Below are 21,757 nucleotides of genomic sequence, written 5' to 3'. Positions count from 1 at the left end.
ATTAGAAAGTTCTTGTCCGTTATATTCTCTTAGTTTTGCTTCAAGATGTCTACCAAGAAAGTCAAGATATTCTAAATTGTATGCCCATAAAATTCTGTCTTTAATCATAAAGGTAGGGAAAAAAATGGGTCAGCCACACCACTAATAATATAATCTCGTCGTATAGTCATATTCTTGTTAGAAGAGTATAAAAGGCTTTAAAACGTAAATTATATTAGTGGTTATTTTATCTTTACTTTATGATTGATTTACCTAACTTACGTAAAAAAGAAAAGCCTTTTGTGGCTCTTACTAACTTGACTATCAAAGAGTTTGATGAGTTATTAGCTACTTTTTCTCCACTTTGGGAAAAACATTATATGTATTATGACCTCAAAGGAAAAGCTAGAAATAAGCCCATCTTCCGAGAACATGCAAAAGTACAACTGAAAGGTAGTGAAATGAAACTTTTTTTTATCCTTTACTACTTGAAAAATAACCCTTTACAGGAATCTTTAGCTCTTACTTTTGATGTTTCTCAAGGAAAAGTTAATCAATGGATTAACAGCCTTCTTCCCATTTTAAAAGAAAGTTTAAGAAAAATTAATGTATTGCCTGCAAGAAATGAATCGGAATGGACAATAAAACTTGCAGATCGTGTTGAAGAAGCAGGTAAAGCCTTAGAGTTATGGGTAGATGGAAGCGAACGTGAAATTCCTCGTCCCTCCGATTACAAAGCTCAAAAAGAAGTATATAGTGGAAAAAAAAAGCACACTATAAAAAATACTTTAGTTACAGATAAACATCAAGAGGTAGTCTTTTTAGGAGATACAGAAACAGGAAAAGTACACGATAAACGTTTATTAGAAGAAGATGATATTACCTTTCCTGAGGGAACTATTCTTCATCAAGATACTGGTTATCAAGGTCATAGACCTAAAGGTGTCCTTATTGAGCAACCCAAAAAAAAGCCTAGAGGAAAAGAATTATCGGAGCAGGACAAGGCTGAAAATAGTAAAAAGTCTAGTCGTAGAGTACGTGCAGAACACAGCATAGCAGGAGTAAAAAGACTTAGAATTGTCTTAGATGAAATCCGATTGTGGGGAGAAGAGGTAAGAGACCAAGTCATGGAAATTGCGTGTGGTATTCATAATTTAAGGGTAAAGAGAAGAATAACCTATCAAAACTTATCGTAATAAAGTCTAAAGAGTAACAGGGTTTGTCTATAAGTTTTTTGTTATGCCCACAAGATAAACAAATTATTTTTGCTCAACATTCCCAATTAAAAAACTGTCTGGTTTCACAATGGCTTTTTTTAAACAATTCGGACAATCTACTAAAATATCAGACTTAATAAAGTCACGAAGAAATTGCTGATAGCTATCTTTTGCCCTTAGTTTAATTTTTATTAGTTCCTGCCAATTATTAATAAACGCTAGGGCAAACGCACGAAATTTTCTTATCTTGTTTTCATTTTCTTTATTTTTTTATGAGTATTGTTGCTTATTTTGAATCTATAACTGATTTTAGGATGATTAATAAATGTTACCATAAACTATCTGATATACTTTTAATAGGACTTTTTACTTACCTAAGTAATGGACAAGATTATGAAGACATGGTTTTATTTGGAAAAACTCATATAAATTTTTTGAAAGAATTTATAGAACTACCTAACGAAATCCCCTCTCACGATACTTTTAATAGAGTTTTTACATTATTAGAGCCTTCTTTGCTTAGAGGGTTTTTAACTGATTATGGAAAAGAATTAATTGATGTATTAAGTGAACGTCAAATTTGTTTGGATGGAAAAAAACTAAAAGGAGTTTATCCCACAAAAAAAGGAAATAAAGGACTTTATATTGTCAATGCTTGGGTATGTGAAAATCGCCTTTGTATTGGTCAGAAAAAAGTAATGAATTAACAGCTATTCCTGCTTTGATAGAAGAAATTGATGTTACTAATGCACTTGTTAGTATTGATGCCATAGGTTGTCAAACACATATTGCTTCTCAAATCGTAGATAAAAAAGGACATTATTTATTAACTGTAAAGAAAAATCAAAATAACTTATTGGAAGATATAGTTTGTAGTTTTAAAGCTACTAAATCAGTAGATTTATCAGAAGAATGGAAATATGAGTGAGGACGTTTTGAAACTAGACAATGCAGTTTATTGTCTGCACAAGAAGTACTCTTGGGTGAAACTCTCCAGCAATGGAAAAACATAAAAACGCTTATACGCATAGAATCTAAGCGAATTATTGGAGATAAAGAAACCCTTCAAATACGTTATTATATTAGTGATAAAGAAGGAAATGCAGCTTATTTTAATCGTTTAGTAAGAGAAAGGTGGGGAATAGAAAATGGACTTCATTGGCATTTAGATGTTACTTTTGGTGAAGATGCTTGTCGTGTTAGAACTGGAAATGCTCCTGAAAATTTAGCTACGTTGAGGAAAATTACCTTGCAAATAATTGAACAATAAGATGATAAATTAAGTCTAAAAAAAAGACGTGTAAAAGCTGCTTATGATGTAGAATATCTTAGAAAATTAGTAGAATAAATTTTGTGCGTTTGCCCTATCAATAAACTCAAAAAAATGAATATAGATTTGGTAGAACGAAAGATTATTTTTTTCTTTGAATAAATTTATATAGATTGTATCATAATCTTTATGTTCATCGCTTTTATTTTTTATAAGGAATATTTCATCAAAGAATAAAATCCATTATAAATGAATTTACTGAGTAATTTATTACTCAATAAGTTCAATCTTTATATATCGTTATTGACAAAAAAACTATTCAATTAATTATAAGTAGCTTTGTTTGTTTAATTATTTAGCACCTTAATCAGAATTAAATTTATTCGTATGGCAGATAAAAAATATTATGCAGTAATGCTGATTGACGACAATGAAATCGACAATCTTATCAATCAGAAAATGATTCAGACAGCAGAAATTTGTGATAAAATTTATACACATTCAGGTGCAAAAAGTGCTATTGAATTTTTACGTAATGTAGAAAAAATTGCACAAGATATGCCTGATAATAAGGTTCTTCCACAAATTATTTTCTTAGATATTGACATGCCTCTAATGGATGGTTTTCAGTTCTTAGACCAGTTTAATACACTTTCAGATTTTACTCAAAATTATTGTAAAATTGTGATGCTTACTTCTTCTATTAATCCAAAAGATATGAGCAAAGCCAAAAATTATAACTTTGTACGTAAGTATATTAATAAACCTCTTACTCATGAAACCTTGCGTGAATTGGAAATATAAGTAAAATAATATTTGAAAATTATTTAATGAACTGTTCTTTAGGATTACTTTTATATAGTAGTCAGAAGAACAGTTTTTGTTATTTTGTCATCTTTATCACACCAATTTTTCATGCATATACAATTATTTACAGGTGACGCTATACAACCTTATATTCGAAATTTAGCAGGACTTAGAATTGAGGTATTTAAAGAATATCCTTATTTATATGATGGAGATTTTGACTATGAACAGGTTTATTTATATTCTTATATCCACGCCAAAAATGCAGCTGTAGTACTTGCTTTTGATGGAAAGGATGTTATTGGAGCTTCTACTTGTATTGCCTTACATGAATCAGATACATTTATTCAGTTTCCGTTTATTGCAAAAGGATATGATATAGACAAAGGGGTTTACTTTGAAGAATCTGTTCTTAAAAAAGAATATAGAAAGCAAGGAATTGGAGTTCGTTTTTTTGAAGAGAGAGAAAAATGGGCAAATAATTATTTTAAGAAAAAAAATATATCTGAAGGACAGTTCACTACTTTTTGTGGAATTAATCACACAAACAATCATCCTCTTTGTCCTAAAAATTACCAAAACTTAGAAGAATTTTGGAAACACAGAAAATATGAAAAGCAACCTAGTTTACAAACTCAAATTGCTTGGAAAGAAATTGGTAAAGAAAAAGAAGAGTTTCATAATCTAACTTTTTGGCTCAGAGAATGGTAAAGCATAACAGTAGATAAATTTACTTTCAATAAAGAACACCATATAAAACCCCCTTTCTAAATATTTAATATATTTTAGAAAGGGGGTTTTATGTATTTAAAGAAATCTAATTAAAGATGTGCAAATATTATTCTCCATCTGTATCAGCACCTTCTACAACATCTTCTAGTTTTTCTTCTTCGATGTCCTCATCATTTTTCTTGAATTTTTCTAACTCCTCATAAGCAGCATATTTATACGAGCCATATTTTGCACGAGTAAAAGCAGCAGCAGCTTGGTCAGATTGATTTAGTTTTTGATAAAACATTCCAAGAGCAAAATTATACTGTGCTTTTGTTTCAGAATCTATACCTGGGAATTGTAATAAATCTTCTAATGTTTTGATAGCATCTTGTGTACTTCCCATTTTGTGCTGTGCAATAGCTTTAATAAATACAACAGCATAATTTTTAGGTTGTGAAGCCAAACATTCGTCTGCTGATTTGATAGCATCTTCATACTTACGAGATTCTAATTGAAGCTCTGCAAGGTCAGCAAATTTTTGAGAACGTTTTACAGCATTTGGTTCTGTTTGAATAGAAGAGAGTTGGTGTTCGATAACAGCAGATTTGTCTGTTGCAGAAGCAGCAATCTTTACTAAAAGGTCATGTGCTTGAGGAAAATCTTTACGCATTTCTAATGCTTTCTCTACTAATTCTTTACTTTTATCCAAGTCATATACTTTAAAATAAGAAAGAGCAATAGCATGATAATATTGAGGTCTCAATTTTGTGATACGAGCCATAAAAGGACCAATATTAGCATTATCAAATGCTTTTTCTTTCTCCTCATACATTTTTAAGTGATGATAAGCAAAACCGAGTTCATAAAAATAACGAGCTTTTTCTTTTGGATTATCAGTAGCCAAAGCATTTGTAGCTTTTAACATAGCCTCTTTTGCTTGTTCATATTTTCCTGTTGCATTACTATATTTTGCTTCATAGTAAAGAACATTCAAATCATCTGGAGCAAGTTTTTTAAGGTCAGCAACATGTGCGCCTGCTTCTTCTAAGCGTTTTGTTCTGTCCAAAATCAAAACAATATTGAGTTTATAATCTGTTTTTCTTTTTGGATCTGTATCATACTTAAAAGCATTTTGATAAGATGCTACTGATTGGTCATATTTTCCAGTAATTTTGTAAAGACGTGCCAAACGCTCATGAGCATCTACAAAATCTTTTTTGATAGAAACTGTTTGTTCTAAAGCAGCAATAGCAGGGTCAGCTTCACGAAGCACTAAATGACAAAGTGCTTTATTGTAATGATACTTATAAATAGAAGGGTCTTTTGCTACTGCAATATCAAACTGCTCAAGAGCTGTTTTCCATTGTTTTTGCTTGCGAAAATTTTCTCCTTTTACAAAAGCATCAAGTGCCTCTCCTTCAGATTGTGCATAAGCACCATTTGTAAAAAAGAAACCTATAAATAAAATAGGAACTAAGAGTAATTTAAATTTCATATTGATACCGTTTTATGTAACGAAATAGAATAGGTAATATTTTTAATATAAAACAGCAATCTATTTGTTTGTTTTTTTATACTAAAATAAAAAACAACTCTGAATTACTGATTTCATATTTAACTAAATTTATTACCAATATAGTAAAGGACTGTAAATTAGCCAAATACAAGACCTTTTATTTGAAAATTATTTTAAAAATTATTTATTAACTTAGTGTAAGTTCTAAATCAATTTGGATAAAGAAAAACTTTAGTAAATTAAATATCTGAAATTTGATATATAACTCCATTTTTGGATTTTGCCTAATTTTTTTAGATTACACAATTAACTTTTGTTTTGCAAACCATGTGCCACGAAAGCAATTTGAATAAGAATTAAGTGTGTAATAAACTTAACCTAATTCAACTTATATGTAAAACGCTATACTCCTGTTTTTCTTATAAATAATATGTTAAACCATTAAATTCTTTTGGTTGAATATCAAACTCATCCTCTATAACTAGAAAAATATGTACATTTGCAAATGCACTACGTTTTTACAGAGTTTTTATTTCAATGCCGTAAAGTTACTAATTTTTTGTAACAAAAAACTTTATTTTGTACTAAAAAAAGGAATTATAAGATTTTAATTCTAAAAAAAATATTGAATAGTCTGAAAAACAACTTAACACATTTGTTTTTTCCAATCTGTGAAGTTATTATTTTAAAAATTTGATGAAGTTACTCAAACTACTTTTTATAGCTCTATTTTCTACATTTTTATTCTTTGCGAATACTAATGCTAGTTTTTCCCAACGTAAAAAACAACTTGAAAAAGAACGCTCTACTATTTTGAGTAGAATAACAAACACCAACCGAATACTAAAACGAACTCAAAAAGAGAAAAAAACGACAATGAGTTCGCTTTCAGCCATCAATGGACAAATAAATCAACGAAAACAGCTCGTTCAAGTAATTGGAAAGGAACTCAAATTATTGGATGAATCCATAAGAGAAAATCAGAATATTGTAGAATCATTAGAGAAAGATTTAGCAGAACTCAAACACGAATATGGCATTATGCTCTATCTTGCTTATAAAAATAATAGTCGTTATGAAAAACTTTCTCTTCTTTTAGCTTCTAGTTCTATTAATGAATTATTGGCTCGTTTGCGTTATTTTCAAAAATACAATTTACTTCGTAGAGAACAAATCAAGCAAATAGAGTACGTTAAGCAAAATCTAAGCAAACGAACTTCTCAACTTCAACAAAATAAAACAGAAAAACAATCTCTTTTGAAAGTTCAAACCAAAGAAGAAAAAGAACTTGCAGCCTTGAAAAGTAAACAAAAACAAATTCTCAAAACCTTTAAAGTAAAAGAATCAAAACTACTCGCAAACCTAAGTAAAGAAAGAAAAATATTAAAAGAAGTTGATAATCTGATTAGTAAAACGATTAATAATTCAGAATTTTCGGCAAGTCTTTCGACAAGTGAAAAAATGACTTCTACTTCTTTTGCCAAATCTAAAGGAAGAATTGTTTGGCCTGTAAAAAATGGCTTTATCTCAGCTCACTTTGGTATTCAGCCTTATTTGCCAGAAGAAGAAGGGAAGCCTGTTGTAAAAATAGAAAAACTAGGTATTGACATTCAAACGCAACCTAACGAACCTGTACGCTCTGTTTTCGCAGGAAAAGTAGTTGATGTAAGTGAAATTGCTGGGCGAGGTTATTTAGTAATCATTCAACATGGAGATTATTTTACGGTGTATTCTCGTCTAAAAACTGTCAAAATAAAAACAGGCGACAAAATAAGTGCAAAACAGCCTATCGGAACAGCAGGAAGTTATAAAGACGACACCTACGAAATTGAATTTCAAATTTGGAGGCATCAAGAAAAACTTAATCCTGAACATTGGATAAGTAAATAACATTTTAACAATTACAAGCTATTTATTTTTTTAAACACAGAGTTCACAAAGTTACAGAGGAATACAAATTTCTTTTATATAATGAAATTGAAATTCACTGGTAACTGATAACTAATTACTGATAACTGATTTATGCAAAATCCAATTTTATGGTATTTGAAAGGAATGGCAATGGGTGCAGCCGATGTAGTACCAGGGGTTTCTGGTGGAACGATTGCTTTTTTGATGGGAATTTATGAACGCCTTTTAGAAGCGATTGGAAGTTTTTCTCTTCCTGTATTACGTCTTCTTTTTAAAGGAAAATTTAAAGAGTTTGCTCAAAAAACAGATTTAATTTTCTTGATTGCTCTTTTTGCTGGAATAGCAACCAGTTTTATTACGCTTGCAAAATTATTCAAGTATTTATTAGCAAATCACGAAATTTTGACAATGTCTTTTTTCTTCGGACTTATCATAGCAACCGTTTGGGTAGTAGGCAGACGAATAAAAGAATGGAATATTTCTACTATTATTTGGTTTTTGATTGGCGCAGCTTTAGCAATCGGAATTTCTTTTAGTGGACAAGTAGAAGGTAGTTCAAATCCTTTTTATCTGTTTTTTTGTGGTTTTATTGCTATTTGTAGTATGATTTTACCTGGAGTTTCAGGTTCTTTTGTACTTTTACTTTTGGGAAATTATGCTCTTGTTATTGGTGCACTTAGTGATTTACCTTCGGCTATTCTTAGTTTGGATGTTACTGCTATTATGGCTTGTCTTTGGATTATTATTCCTTTTGCTTTAGGAGCAATTACAGGAATTTTGTCTTTTGCAAAAGTACTTTCTTGGCTTTTTCATCATTATGAAAACTCTCTTTTAGCTATTCTAACAGGTTTTGTTTTGGGTTCGCTTTCTATTATTTATCCTTGGAAAAAAGTTTTGAGAAGCGAAATTATTCATGGAAAAGTAAAAGTATTGGAAACTATGCGCTACATTCCAGAAATAGACACTCATTTTTTTATGGCTCTTGGTCTGATGCTTATTGGTGCTATTTTGGTGGCTTCTATTGAGTATTTTGGGAATAAGGAATTGAGATAAGATATTATCGATTAATATCTCTTGTATTTTTATTTTTATAAATATTTCTCAATAATTCTTTTTCTTTTTCGTCAGTTGTGCTAATTCCTCTAAGAGTTATATATGCTAACTGCTTTATTTGTGATATTTTTTTACTATCAACCTGTATTGTTTTCTGATAGTCATAGTACTTTATTCTTTTTTTCTTTAGACCAATTTGAAAAGCATAATTTTCATTTCCATATATTCTCAAGAAGTGGTGATTATATTTGGTATAAATAAAATTTGCTCCTTTTTCTGTTACACCTTTTTCCCATTCAGACGAATTAATAAATCTACTTATACTTTTATATATCTTAATTATATCTTGACTCAATTTCTGCTCTTCATCTGTTAAATATTCAACACAAGTACTACCAACAGTTAAATAACCCCAATTAGCATGGTAAATAATATTTTCATGTCTTATGCTTGTATCACAATTCCTCCGTTCACATATCCCACTCAAATCTCCTAAATCATGAGTTTCAATCAGAGTCCAATCTTCATTTGGTTCTATAATTCTGTGTTCCCTTGCATGACAACCTTTACAAAGAGTAACACAGTCATTTAACTCATATTCCCAAGGAGATTTCCCATTTACATACCTTTTATGATGTACTTGTAGAATAACATTTGGTTCAGGTCTATTGCATTTTGTACATAATAAGTTATCTCTTTCTTTAACCTGTTTAGCAAAATTGCACCATTTTACATTACGATATGATTTTCTAATAGCCTTTGTTTGCATAATATGAGTATTTTGTATTCAAACACTAAATATGTTGAAATTTGAAATTTAGTTTTTATGTCCTTTCAGATTAATTTCTCCAAAATTCAAAAAACATTTCTCTTCTAGTTAGTTATCTTTGTTTAGATTAATTCAGAAGTTTTGAATAAATCATTTCGAAGAAATGAAAAGAGATTTACTGGTACAAACACACAGTTGTGTGTTTCAAAAAAATAACTGAAATATGAATTTCCGTATAGATTCTCCCTACAAACCAACAGGCGACCAACCAAAAGCTATTGCTTCTTTAGTAAAAGGAATTGAAGAAGGCGAAGATTTTCAAGTGCTTTTGGGTGTAACAGGTTCTGGAAAGACGTTTACGATGGCAAATGTCATTGAAAAATTAAACCGTCCGACGCTAATTATTAGTCATAATAAAACCTTAGCAGCACAACTTTATGGAGAATTTAAACAGTTTTTTCCTGATAATGCTGTCGAATACTTCATTTCGTATTACGATTATTACCAGCCAGAAGCCTATATTTCGGCATCGGATACGTATATCGAAAAAGATTTAGCCATCAATCAAGATATTGAAAAGCTTCGATTGAGTACGACAGCTTCGTTACTTTCTGGGCGAAAAGATGTAGTTGTGGTAGCTTCTGTTTCGTGTATTTATGGTTTGGGAAATCCAAATGAATTTGCAGAAAATAGCCTTAAAATAAGTACAGGAGATATGATTTCTCTCAATGCTTTTTTATTAGATTTGGTAGCCATAATGTACAGCCGAAGTGAAGAAGAATTTGCACGAGGAACATTCAGAGTAAAAGGAGATACTGTCGATATTTATCCTGCATATGCTGATATTGCATATAGAATTTATTTTTGGGGAGATGAAATTGAGGCAATCCAACGCATAGATCCAATTTCAGGAAAGAAAATAAATGATGAAGATTATATGCTTTTGTTTGCTGCAAGTCTTTTTGTAACGAGCAAAGACACAATTACAAGAGCAATGGAAGAAATAGAGTTTGATATGGAAGACCGAATCCGTTTTTATGAAAATGAAGGGCGTTTTGAGGAAGCTGCACGTATAAAAGAACGCACCGAATCGGATTTAGAGATGATGAAAGAGTTAGGTTATTGTTCTGGAATTGAGAATTATTCACGTTATTTTGATAATAGAAAAGCTGGCGAACGTTCATTTTGTTTGTTAGATTATTTCCCAAAAGATTTTTTATTGATAATTGATGAGAGCCACGTAACTGTTCCACAAATTCGTGCGATGTGGGGAGGCGACCGTTCTCGTAAAATTTCGCTTGTTGATCACGGTTTCCGTTTACCTGCTGCGCTTGATAATCGTCCACTTACTTTCAATGAATTTGAATCGATGATTGACCAAGCTGTTTTTGTTACGGCTACGCCTGCTGATTATGAATTGCAAAAAAGTGAAGGCGTTATTGTAGAACAGATTATCCGACCTACTGGACTTCTTGATCCACTTATTGAGGTTCGTCCGACACGCACACAAATCGACGACCTTTTGAATGAAATTGATAAAACGATTGCCAATGGAGAACGTGCTTTGATTACCACAATTACGAAGCGAATGGCAGAGGAATTGAGTAAATATTTCGAACAGCTACAAATAAAAGTACGCTATATTCACTCTGACGTAAAGATTTTGGATAGAATAGAAATTATTCGTGAACTTCGTTTGGGAGTAATTGATGTTTTGATTGGTGTAAATATGCTGCGTGAAGGATTGGATTTACCAGAAGTTTCTTTAGTGGCTATTTTAGATGCAGATAAAGAAGGGTTTTTGAGAAATGAACGTTCGCTTATCCAAACTATCGGACGTGCTGCTCGTAACTCAAATGGTCATGTGGTTATGTATGCTGACAAAATTACGCCTTCGATGCGCCTTTCGATTGATGAAACAAACCGTCGTCGTAAAATTCAGCAAGAATATAATAAAGCCAACGGAATTACGCCAACAACTGTATTTAAGTCAAAAGAAGCCATTATGAAACAAACTTCGGTTGCTGATTCCAAGTCATTGCCAAAAGAATTTTACGAAGAATCTAAAATGACTATTGTTATTGACCCAGTTATTAAGGGAATGAATATTAAGGAACTCTCAAAAGTGATTGACCAAACTAAACGAAAAATGGAAAAAGCAGCCAAGGAACTCAATTTTATGGAAGCTGCACGCCTGCGTGATGAATGGCAAGAATTACAGAATCTGAGAGAGGAAAAAGTGAAGGCAGAGTAGTTATTTTATTTTTATCCAAAGATGATATAGAGTTATAATACTACCATCTTTTCTTGTATGATTTGAAATATGACTATCAAAATTACCTTGTTTAATACTTTGGAGTAATTCAGTATTATCCCAAGTAAGTCCAAATTCACAAATAGTTGGTGGTAGTAGAGATTGAATTTTACTATTTATTTTTTTTTGCGTTGTTTGAAAATTCTGTTTTAACTCATGATAACCTATTACAGCACTTTCTTTAACATATTTATAAGGATAATTAGGGTTTGTGTTGTTTATCCCGTGATCTAAATTTTTAAATCTTTTTATAGCTCCAGTATTTGAATAAACATAATCTGGAGCATTTGTCCATTTAGCTTCAATAAAGAAAATATAATCTCCATTTGTTCCCTTTAATTGAACAGCAATATCAGAACTACGTCTATTACCTTGTGGGGATTGTGTTTCAAAAGCAAATGATAAACCTTTATTAGAACATTCACCATCTAAATGAAATCTCAATGCAGATGTTAAATCATCTTCACCGATTCCATCATGATAACGATCTTTAAAAACTTGAGAAGTTTTAAAAGTTACTAAAGCAGCTTCTAAAGTTGTTAACAATAATTGTATTGTGGTTTGTTTTTTATGTCTTATTTTAGGTTTCGCCATATCATTTTTCAGTTTGATAATAGTCAGAAATAGTATCATCTGCATCACGTATAGCAATAGAATCTAGCCAATAACGAGTTGCAACAGGTTTTATCAAAATCAAATAATCAAAATCATCATCACTTTCGTAAAAACGCACTAACCTAGTAAATATAGCAGATTGATTTTCTTGTGAATTAAAAATAAGCTCACTGAATTTTATATCCTTAAAAGATTGATTTTTATTTATAGAAAAAGAATTATTATCAATAGGCAAACCGAAAACAAATTGATAAATAATAAAATCTCTATTTAGTGTTTGACTGACTTCTCCTATCTGCCATTTCATTCCTCTTTCTTCATGCATCGGATTTATTGTTTGACAGAATATTTCGCCATAGCTTTTTAGTTGTTCTTTAGAAACATCATTATAAAAAATCTCTCCTGCAAAACCTTTATTGATTGATTTTCCTAGATGTCTGTAATAACTAACAATATCGTTTATTACTATTTTTTCTAAGTTAGAAGGTAATAAATATTTGTTATCCTTAGGATAAGGCAAATCATCTATATCATCTTTTACAATAGATGTTTCATGATATACTAAGGCTTTAGAACTTGTAGCTAATATAAATGCACGATATAGATTAGATGTTGTTTCATTAACATGTAATCTATCATAAACTTCATAAAGTTTTTCTTTATCTTCTTCTGGTGCAGAAATACCCACAAAACTACTATTAAAGCATAAATATTTATCACTAAAAGTCATAGGTATTTTTGAATATTCAACAACTAATTTAAAAATTATATGAGGAGGAGTGTAAAGTTCTTTCTCTCTAGTTTCTACAAATGTCTTTTCCTTTTCAACTACTGTCAAAAACAGCCCTTTCTCATTAAAAGATTTAGGTTTTATTGTATGTTGATTGGTAATAAAATCAGCAGCTATCCCTTTTTTGTTTTTATGTCTAGTTATGTAACCTAAATTATAAAGCCATTTTTTATGATTTGAAATAAACTTATCTAAGTTATCTAATAAACTTAATCTCTTAATCAAATAAAACAAACGCCCACCACCTAAAAGATTTGTTTTCCAAATAAAATGTTTGCTACCATCTATGGCATCTTGAAAACGAATAAAATGACAATCATAGTAATCTATTTCAAATCTTATTTTCTTTTCAGACTTTGCAGTCTTCTTGACTACAATATGTTCTATTGATTGATTTTCAGATGGTTTATTTTGAGCTATAATAGCACAAGTTGGTACTCTTCCTTTTTTCTTTTCTTCTCCTTTTCTTACAAAAAGGCTTTCTCTCAAATGAGTAAAATCAAAAATTTTATTAACTGTAAAATCTGTAAAAATATTTTTTCTATATCCCTTTGCTACATCACTTTTATTATAAAGTAGAACACTTGAAGGAATTATTAAACAAACTCTGCTACCAAGTGTCATTGCGCCTTCAAAGAATTGTAAAGCAAAATGATTTTTTGTAACCTTTGTGTGTTTAACACCAACGTCTTTCAATACTTTTTGAGTAACTTTTACGGTCAAAGAGTGGTCATTGTTAAAAGGGGGATTTCCAATTACTAAGTCAAAATTCTTATTTTCTGTATGAGTTGACCAAGTAAAAAAATTTTCATTGTGAATATTCTCTTTTAAGTCGTCAAATTTTAGATTATTCCAAATTTCTTTAGGAGAAAGTTTGTCTAATAAAGCAATTGTAAGACTAAAAACAGTAATTAATGTAGCTGTTCCTGTTTCTTCTATATCAGTACCAAAAATATTTTTTTGTAAAATTTCTTGACAAACTTCTTTATTAGGTTGTTCTATTTTTCCTGTTTCTCTATATTTATTTATAGTCCACCATTGAAGAAGTCTTTTATATGCAGCCACTAAAAAAACGCCTGAACCACAAGATGGATCTAAAACTTTAAACTGGTTATTTTGCAAAAGTTTTGGCTTAGAAATAGGCATTACTTCATCTACCAAGAAATTAACTAAAAAAGGAGGTGTGTAAACTACAGCTTTTTGTACAGGCAAGAATTTTTCATAAATGGCACTAATAAGTTCGACAGGAATAAAATTAAAATCGTATTGTTTCCAAATTACATACTGTCCTGTTTTTATATTTACATCTGCACTTAAAAAATAAGATAAATCTTCCAGAAAGCTCTTTCTGACCTCTGTATTAACTGTTTCCAATCTATCTTCTATAGGGATTTTTTCTGAAATATCAAATATTTTTCCGTTAAATTCAGTTCCTAGCTCTTCTAATATTTCTAAAGCAACATTTCCATTTTTTAATGCTTCTTCAAAAGAAGATATATTTTTATCCTTATAAATTTCTTTTAGTGTGTGTTTGCTATTTCCATAACCTGTATCTTCTGCGATTCCTTCAAGAAATTTTACTAACAAACAAATAATAATAAATCTATCTCTGACTATCGAAGAAATGGTATTTCCAAAATTTACTTCGAATTTCTGTCTAGTTTCTAAGAGTTCATTAAGTAACTTATAAGAAGCTGAATTTTCCTCTTTTAGTTGATTATTAAAAAATGCAGGTTTTTCCTTATTAGAGAAATCATTTTGTTCCCAAAATACTCCTTTGGTAAATAAAAAAGCAGAAAAACGATAATCATCGAATTTTTTTATACTCTCACTTGCAAGACGTAAATTTGCTAAAGGGAAGTCTTTTTTACTCTTACCTTCTTCAACAGGACGATGAGCGTTAAAAATATCTATCCTTTTATTATCTAAGATTATATAAACATCAATTTCTCCAGCACTCCATATCTTAGAATGTAATTTTTTATGTTCTGGTGTATTTACAAAGTTGTCTTTCTCTATAATATAAACAGCAGGTTTTGAATCAATTATTTCTTCTTGTTGATTATAATATCTACGAAACAAGACAGCAGAAATAATATACTCTTCTTTTCCAAATAAATCTTTAGTAGTTCCAAATTTCTTAACCCTTTCTTCAATATGCAGTATTTCTCCATCGTGCTTAGTTTTCTTGATATAATTTTCATCAATGATAACTAAACCTGTTTGTTCGGAAAACCCAATATTTTTAAGATTGTCTAACATAATGAAATGATATAAACCAAAAGAGAGTTGAAAAATTGCTCTTATATTTAGCAATATTGCGAAAAAAATTGCAAACTTACAATTTTATTTTCAGAATTACGGAATAATTTTAAAAAATGTAGGGTAAACGCACGAAACTTTTTATACTACTTTAAGTGTGTTTAAACACACTTAAATTATCAGAGTATATTTAATTTACAAAGTTAAAAACTAGCTTGATTTGCTTTAAACAAGTACAATTTTTTTCATGCGTTTACCCTAAAAAAATGTATAAAGCTACCTATAAAAAAATAATTAACAAGATTTAAAGGAATCAAAACGTAGGGTAAGTACGATTTAGATGCGTCGTTTGGGTAAAGAATATTTTTCAACTCAAAAAATCTAAATCGCAACAATGAACACACAACGAAATCACACCGTTTTAAGCAAATTTATACTACTCACTATTTTTTCTTTATTTTTAATTGGTAATGCAAATAGCCAAACACTTACACAAACCATTAGTGGTAAAGTATTGGAAGAAGGAACTGGACAACCTGTACCTTTTGCTAATGTAATTATTTTGAATACTGAACCTCTAATGGGCGTTACTACGGATAGCGTAGGAAATTTCAAAATCAAAAATGTTCCTATTGGTCGTCATATTTTGCAGGTAAGTTATGTCAGTTTTCAAACTAGGCAGATGGAAGTGATTGTTAATTCGCTCAATGAAACTGTTGTCGAAATGCGTTTGAAAGATGGTGGTATTGATTTGGAAGGCGTTGTAATTACAGCTCAAGAAGAACACGGAACACCAAAAAATGTAATGGTTTTGTCAGGAGGAAGAACATTGAGTATGGAAGAAGCTCGTCGTTATGCAGGTGGTTTTGATGACCCTGCTCGTTTGGCTTCTGCTTTTGCAGGTGTCGCAACTAGCGAAATAGACAATAATGGTGTCGTTGTTCGTGGAAATAGCCCAAAGGGAATGCTTTGGCGCATAGAAGGCGTAGAAATTCCAAATCCAAATCATTTTGCTGACTTAGAAACTTTTGGAGGTGGAGGCTTGACAGCTTTGAGTAGTCATTTACTTGCCAATTCAGATTTTCTTTTGAGTGCTTTTCCTGCTGAATATGGAAATGCTCTATCAGGTGTTTTTGATATGAAAATTCGAAATGGAAAAACAGACAAACGTAGTCATGCCGTTCAGATTGGAGCTTTAGGAGTTGATTTTGCTTCAGAAGGAGCTTTCAAACAAGGAAAAGAAGCCTCTTATATTTTCAATTATAGATATTCTATGTTGGGGTTGATTTCTCCTTTATTGCCAGAAGAAGCAGGTGGAACAAGTTATCAAGATTTTACTTTTAAGATTAATTTGCCCACCAAAAAAGCAGGTACATTTTCAATTTGGGGAATTAGTGCGCTAGATAAATCAGGTCAATTAGCTCAAACAGATTCCACAGAACGTGAGTATGAAAGTGATTTTGAAGAAGCTGACAACAAACAATATATGGGTGCAGTAGGACTAAATCATCGCATTCATTTAGGAAAAATAGGGTATCTGAATACTAATTTTACAAGTTCTGGAAGTGGAATTTCTATCAAAACAAGTCGCTTAAATACAGAAAATAATAGTTTACAGCCTTCTAATCAAATCAAAAATAACCTTCTCAAACATACTTTTTCTAGTTATTTGAATGTTCAGTTAGGAAAAAAACATATCAATCGCACAGGAATTATTACAAACCTTTTGCAATATGATATAGAATTAAAGCAAAAACAAGAAACTAATAATTTGGAAACATTAGTAAAATCGAATGACCAAGCTCTTCACTTTCAAGCCTATACACAGTCTTTGATAGATGTAAGTCCTAATTTTACAATGAATATTGGAAGTCATTTTCAATATTTAGCTATTACAGAAAAATTTAGTATTGAGCCTCGTTTGTCTTTTGAATATAGATTACCCAAAAAACAAACACTGACTTTTGGATATGGACTTCATAGCCGAGTTGAGCCAATTTATATTTATTTGGTAAAAGATAGAAATACATCAGAGTATTTGAATAAAGATTTAGATTTTACAAAGGCGCATCATCTTACTTTGGGTTATCAAAAAATGCTTTCTTCTACCTTGCGCTTGAAAGTAGAAACCTATTATCAAGAACTATTTAATGTTCCTGTGATTGCAAATACTTCGTCTTCTCTAATTAATTTAACTCAAAGTTGGTTTATCAATGATGCTTTTGTTAATGAAGGAAAAGGACGAAATTATGGTTTAGATATTACAGCAGAAAAGTTTTTGGATAAAGGTTTTTTCTATCTATTTACACTTTCTTTATTCAATTCTACGTATCAAGGAGGAGATAAAATTTGGCGTGATACTCGTTTTAATCAGCAGTTTATTGCTAATGCACTCATTGGAAAAGAATGGAATGTTGGTAAAAAAGATAATAATGTACTAGGACTTAGTTTAAGATTTGCCTATCAAGGAGGACAGCGTATTATGCCTGTGGATTATGCAGCTTCAATTTCGAATCAAGAAATTATCTTTGATGAAAGTCGTGCTTTTGAAGAACAAAAACCAAATCCATTCCTTACACATTTATCATTTAATTATCAAAAAAATAAATCAAAACACCATAGTATATGGTCTTTACAAGTCTTGAATGCCCTTGCAGCAAAAGAATTTTATGGCTATCAATATAATTTCAGAACAAACACAATCGATAAAGACAAACAAACTTTAGTCATTCCAAATATTACTTATAAAATAGAATTTTGATATTTTTTTAAGGAAGGGATAGAATTTGAAAATCTATTTCATTTCTATCTCTTCGTAATCAAAAGCCCCTAACTTCTTTCCTTGCTGTGGTTTGATTTGATAGCGCTTTCTTATGGTGTCTGTTTTTGTGTACTCATTGGTTTGAAAAATGATTGGTTTTGTAGCATTTTTATCAAAAGATAGCTTCCAATAGCCATCTATCTTTATATTTTTATCAACAGATTGGATTGTAAATATAGGTTCTTTCGTGTAATTAAGAAATGGAAAACCTGTTGGCTGTAATGCTAAAGTTGTATCACTTGACTTCCTTATTAGGTTTATACTAAAGCCACACGAAATTCCACCATATATCAAATCGTAACGATTATATAAGTGCTTATAATAAAACTGATAATCTGCTAATGGATGAATCTGTTTCAAAATTTCATTTGTTCCTTTATACTTTTCTAATGGTTTTACAGAATGTTGTAATGCATATTGATTCCACTTATCTTGAAAACTTTTATACAAAAAAGGCATTATAATTTCAGTTTGTATTCCTCCATTTTCAAACATAGAATCTATTAAAATCTTTCCCATCTCTACTGTATCTTGTACTTTTCTATCTCTAGGGTTGTTTCTCATATCATTGATAGACTCTTCAGTATCGCTTAATTTCTTTTCATAATATTCCTTGTGAGTATTTAATATGATTGTTTTTGTAGTTTCAATCGCTTTGAGTTCTTTCTCTTGATTTTTCAAAGAATAAGAAACTACTAAGATTGTAAGAACTAACCACAAGAAAATTGATGTATATAATTTAGTTTTCATATTCTTCTTTGTAATGATAAGTGGTGTCTGATGTTGAGCAATTAATTCTAACTCCTATTTCGGCAGTTGAATTTCTCAATGAAGAAGGAATTATCAAATGTCCATTTTCATCAAATTGAGTAGGTACTCCCTTTGGAAAAGCTATTTTTGTATGCAGCGTATCGAAAGGCAAAGTTACATGCATATATACTTCTCCTGTCTTATCTACTATGTAAGGAGCAATATGAGGCTTACTTGTTCTTTCTTTTATTACGTTTTCAATACGGTATTTTAGTAATAGTTTAATATCATCGTGATACATTTTCGCTAACTGCATTTTGAACCTAGCCAAGTGATACATGCTTTGTACACTATCGTGAGAAAAATAAACTTGATTAAGTTCTTTATCTGAAAGTCCATTTTCTAATTCAAAATTTTCATATTTTTCTGCTAAAAGAATATCTAATTTTTTAGCTTCTTCAATATAAGCTTCAAATATGTGGCTAATATTTATTTCTTCTGAAAAATCAATACCATAAAAATTTTCTGCAACAAGTTTACTAACAAAATCGCCTAGCTTTCCTGCTTCTCCTCTTCTTCCAAATTTTATATAAGTCCCCCTCAAACAATACTCATAGTCAAACCCCCAACTTATATTCATCATTTTATCAGTATCGTTACGATATTTATAGTATAAACTTTCAATTTCTCCAATAGCAGCACCAAAATATATTTTCTCCTCCTCACTATATTTCTCTCTAAAAAAACTATCATATCCCACCCAAGCAAAAGCAATCAACAAACAAAGTGCTGGTAAAATTGGATTGAATGGATTGAATTTTCTGATTAATTTCATCGTTTTATCTTTTTGATAATTGTATCAAGATAAGAATAAAAATTTGTATTTATAAAAAAAGCCTTCCCAAATAAATGAAAAGGCTTTTTGTTTTATAATGTAAATCCCATAACTAGAATATCATCTATTTGATTATGACCACTTCGCCAATTTTCTAATGTATCAGCTAAAACTTCTTTTTGTTTTGGCATAGATAGATGCCTATTCTTACTAATCAATTCTTTTAGATTTTTTCGCATAAATTTTTGTCCATTATGCCCTCCAAACTGGTCTTGATAACCATCTGAAAAAAGATAAATCTGTGTTCCCTCTATCCAATCAAATTCATGAGCTGTAAATTCTTTCGAAAAAAGTTGCTTTCCTCCAATGCTCATTCTATCTCCTTTTATCCAATATTCTTTTCCATTTTGAATCAAAAACACTGGGTTTTTTGCTCCTGCAACATAAATTTTCCTTTGTTTTTTATTAAGTGTTACAATCGCCATATCCATTCCATCTCTGTTATTAGTAAAGTTTTGTTGCAAAAGTTGTGCAATTTGTTCTTGCATTTCTTTAAGAATATGAGCTGGATTAGTAATATTTTTTGTTTTAATGGTTTCATCTAATAGTGTACTTCCAATCATAGACATAAATGCCCCTGGTACACCATGACCTGTGCAATCTACGGCAGCTATAAACCAACAATCTGTTATTTCATTGTGATGCCACCAATAAAAATCTCCACTTACTACATCTTTTGGCTGAAAAAAGATAAAATATTCTTTTAAAGTTTTAGGTAAAAGTTCTTCTTTTGGTAAAATAGAATCTTGAATACGCTTGGCATAATTGATACTTTTCTGAATGTATCTATTTTTTGCTTCTAATTTTTCATTTTGTTGGATAGTTTCTTCATTTATTTCTTTCAATAACTCTGTTTTCTGACTTAATTCTTGGGTGCGTTCTTCTACTAATTTTTCTAATCCTTGTGTATAATTTACTATTTCAGCTTCTAATTTCTTTCTTTCTGTAATCTCAAATCGAATAGCTTGATAACGATAAGGACGATTATTTTCATTCATATAAGGAATAATCGTAGTATAAACCCAGTAAATATTTCCTTCTTTATTAATATTACAAACTTCTCCTCTCCAAACTTTTCCAGAAGAAATTACCTTCCACATATTTATAAAAAACTCGTCGGAGTGATGGTCAGATTTTAGAAGTCTATGATTTTGTCCTAACAACTCACTTCTTTCATACTTCGAAATCTCACAAAATTTATCATTAACATAAATAATATCTCCTTTTACATCTGTGGCTGCTACAATCGCCGATTCGTCAATCGCTAGTTTTTGATATTCTAATTCTACTTGTGTATATTTCATCTTAGAAATATCTCTCAAAACTACCGAAGTACATAAAAAACGTCCCTCTTCATCATATTGATTAATAGCTGAAAGTATGACAATCAATTTTGTACCATCTCCACACAAAAGCAAATACTCGGTTCGTATAGTTGGTTCTTTGATTTGTAGGGCATCACGCTGAGAAATTTTGAGATTAATTTTCAAAAACTCTCTTACATGTTCTGTAACCAACTGACTTTCATCAAATTTAGATTTTCTATAAAATTGCTGATTTGCCCATATCACTTCTCCTTGCTCATTTAGATAAAGCAACATCACAGGCATACGCTCATGAAATGCTGTAGAAATATTATCTTCCTTATAAATAGAAACCCAAACACCTACTTGAGAATTTTCTAATGGCATAGCTTGCATTTTGATAGAAAAAGGCAAGTCAGTATGTAGCATTTGATTAAGTGTCAGAGAATTGATGCTATGAGAGTTTGCAGTCTTAAAAACTAATTCATTGATATGTATTTCTATATCACTTGGAAAATAACTTAATAAACTAGAATCTATTAACTCTTCAAAAGACTTAAACTCTGACTTTGAAAATGAAGAAATTCTCCCTTCATCTGATGTTATTTGCTGGATAAGCCCACCTCTATTTATTTTAAAAAAAAGAGCATTTTTTAATTTTAGTAACTTAAAAAATTTATTGGGGTGAGGCATTATGAAAAAACTTATTACTTAAGAAAATGAAAATATCGTTGATAATTGGAGTATAGAGGGTTGCAATTACACTTTAT

The 21,757-nt window shown here is 30.4% G+C and carries 14 protein-coding genes and 1 pseudogene; 8 read left to right on the top strand and 7 right to left on the bottom strand.

All coding sequences use genetic code 11. The annotated features are described in order from the left end of the window. The first annotated feature begins 239 nt into the window (after positions 1–239). The 4 genes and pseudogenes from ACE193_RS20005 to ACE193_RS19990 all read left to right on the top strand — a co-directional run bounded on the left by ACE193_RS20005 (position 240) and on the right by ACE193_RS19990 (position 3,984). The gene (locus ACE193_RS20005) at positions 240–1,175 is read left to right on the top strand and encodes a transposase family protein (RefSeq protein ID WP_375559977.1); all 936 of its coding nucleotides are present in this window, start codon (positions 240–242) and stop codon (positions 1,173–1,175) included. 293 nt (positions 1,176–1,468) lie between these two features. After that, a pseudogene (locus ACE193_RS20000) lies at positions 1,469–2,455 on the top strand (ISAs1 family transposase). A 398-nt stretch (positions 2,456–2,853) separates the two neighbouring features. Next, positions 2,854–3,270 (top strand): response regulator, encoded by a 417-nt coding sequence (locus ACE193_RS19995; RefSeq protein WP_375559976.1) that lies wholly within the window; start codon positions 2,854–2,856, stop codon positions 3,268–3,270. Between the two features lie 111 nt (positions 3,271–3,381). Then, a complete protein-coding gene (locus tag ACE193_RS19990) occupies positions 3,382–3,984 on the top strand; it encodes a GNAT family N-acetyltransferase (RefSeq protein ID WP_375559975.1) in 603 nt (200 codons plus the stop codon). A 127-nt stretch (positions 3,985–4,111) separates the two neighbouring features. Here ACE193_RS19990 and ACE193_RS19985 read toward each other — a convergent pair whose 3' ends face one another. Continuing rightward, positions 4,112–5,482 carry a tetratricopeptide repeat protein gene (locus tag ACE193_RS19985; RefSeq protein ID WP_375559974.1) on the bottom strand — a complete coding sequence of 457 codons (1,371 nt, stop codon included), beginning with the start codon at positions 5,480–5,482 and terminating at the stop codon, positions 4,112–4,114. A 717-nt stretch (positions 5,483–6,199) separates the two neighbouring features. Between ACE193_RS19985 and ACE193_RS19980 the strand changes: the two genes are divergently transcribed. Both ACE193_RS19980 and ACE193_RS19975 read left to right on the top strand, forming a co-directional pair. After that, positions 6,200–7,393, top strand: a complete 1,194-nt coding sequence (locus ACE193_RS19980; RefSeq protein WP_375559973.1) for a murein hydrolase activator EnvC family protein — start codon at positions 6,200–6,202, stop codon at positions 7,391–7,393. A 132-nt stretch (positions 7,394–7,525) separates the two neighbouring features. Further along, the gene (locus tag ACE193_RS19975; protein WP_375559972.1) at positions 7,526–8,467 is read left to right on the top strand and encodes a DUF368 domain-containing protein; all 942 of its coding nucleotides are present in this window, start codon (positions 7,526–7,528) and stop codon (positions 8,465–8,467) included. A gap of 4 nt (positions 8,468–8,471) precedes the next feature. Here ACE193_RS19975 and ACE193_RS19970 read toward each other — a convergent pair whose 3' ends face one another. Further along, a complete protein-coding gene (locus tag ACE193_RS19970; RefSeq protein WP_375559971.1) occupies positions 8,472–9,236 on the bottom strand; it encodes an HNH endonuclease in 765 nt (254 codons plus the stop codon). Between the two features lie 223 nt (positions 9,237–9,459). Between ACE193_RS19970 and uvrB the strand changes: the two genes are divergently transcribed. Further along, positions 9,460–11,490 (top strand): excinuclease ABC subunit UvrB, encoded by a 2,031-nt coding sequence (gene uvrB / locus ACE193_RS19965; RefSeq protein WP_375559970.1) that lies wholly within the window; start codon positions 9,460–9,462, stop codon positions 11,488–11,490. On the opposite strand, the gene ACE193_RS19960 is transcribed toward uvrB, so the two are convergent. Both ACE193_RS19960 and ACE193_RS19955 read right to left on the bottom strand, forming a co-directional pair. Continuing rightward, positions 11,491–12,144: a hypothetical protein gene (locus tag ACE193_RS19960; protein ID WP_375559969.1), complete on the bottom strand. Its 654-nt coding sequence runs from the start codon at positions 12,142–12,144 to the stop codon at positions 11,491–11,493. Position 12,145: 1 nt separating this feature from the next. Then, positions 12,146–15,217 carry an Eco57I restriction-modification methylase domain-containing protein gene (locus tag ACE193_RS19955; protein ID WP_375559968.1) on the bottom strand — a complete coding sequence of 1,024 codons (3,072 nt, stop codon included), beginning with the start codon at positions 15,215–15,217 and terminating at the stop codon, positions 12,146–12,148. A gap of 394 nt (positions 15,218–15,611) precedes the next feature. On the opposite strand from ACE193_RS19955, the gene ACE193_RS19950 reads away from it, so the two are divergent. Beyond that, entirely contained in the window at positions 15,612–17,978 is a 2,367-nt protein-coding gene (locus ACE193_RS19950) for a carboxypeptidase-like regulatory domain-containing protein (RefSeq protein ID WP_375559967.1), read from the top strand. Positions 17,979–18,011: 33 nt separating this feature from the next. Here the strand turns inward: ACE193_RS19950 and ACE193_RS19945 are convergent, their stop codons facing one another. The 3 genes from ACE193_RS19945 to ACE193_RS19935 form a co-directional block, all read right to left on the bottom strand. After that, on the bottom strand, positions 18,012–18,788 hold the full coding sequence (locus tag ACE193_RS19945) for a hypothetical protein (protein WP_375559966.1): 777 nt from the start codon (positions 18,786–18,788) through the stop codon (positions 18,012–18,014). Next, positions 18,778–19,623, bottom strand: coding sequence for a hypothetical protein (locus tag ACE193_RS19940; protein ID WP_375559965.1), 846 nt, complete (start codon positions 19,621–19,623; stop codon positions 18,778–18,780). The genes ACE193_RS19945 and ACE193_RS19940 overlap by 11 nt, the downstream gene beginning before the upstream one ends. A 92-nt stretch (positions 19,624–19,715) precedes the next feature. Further along, entirely contained in the window at positions 19,716–21,680 is a 1,965-nt protein-coding gene (locus ACE193_RS19935; protein WP_375559964.1) for a PAS domain-containing protein, read from the bottom strand. Positions 21,681–21,757 lie beyond the last annotated feature (77 nt).

This window comes from Bernardetia aquimarina (assembly GCF_042180575.1).
GTDB lineage: Bacteria > Bacteroidota > Bacteroidia > Cytophagales > Bernardetiaceae > Bernardetia.
The sequence above is the reverse complement of the archived record's forward strand: the minus strand, read 5'-3'. Positions and strand labels throughout refer to the sequence as shown.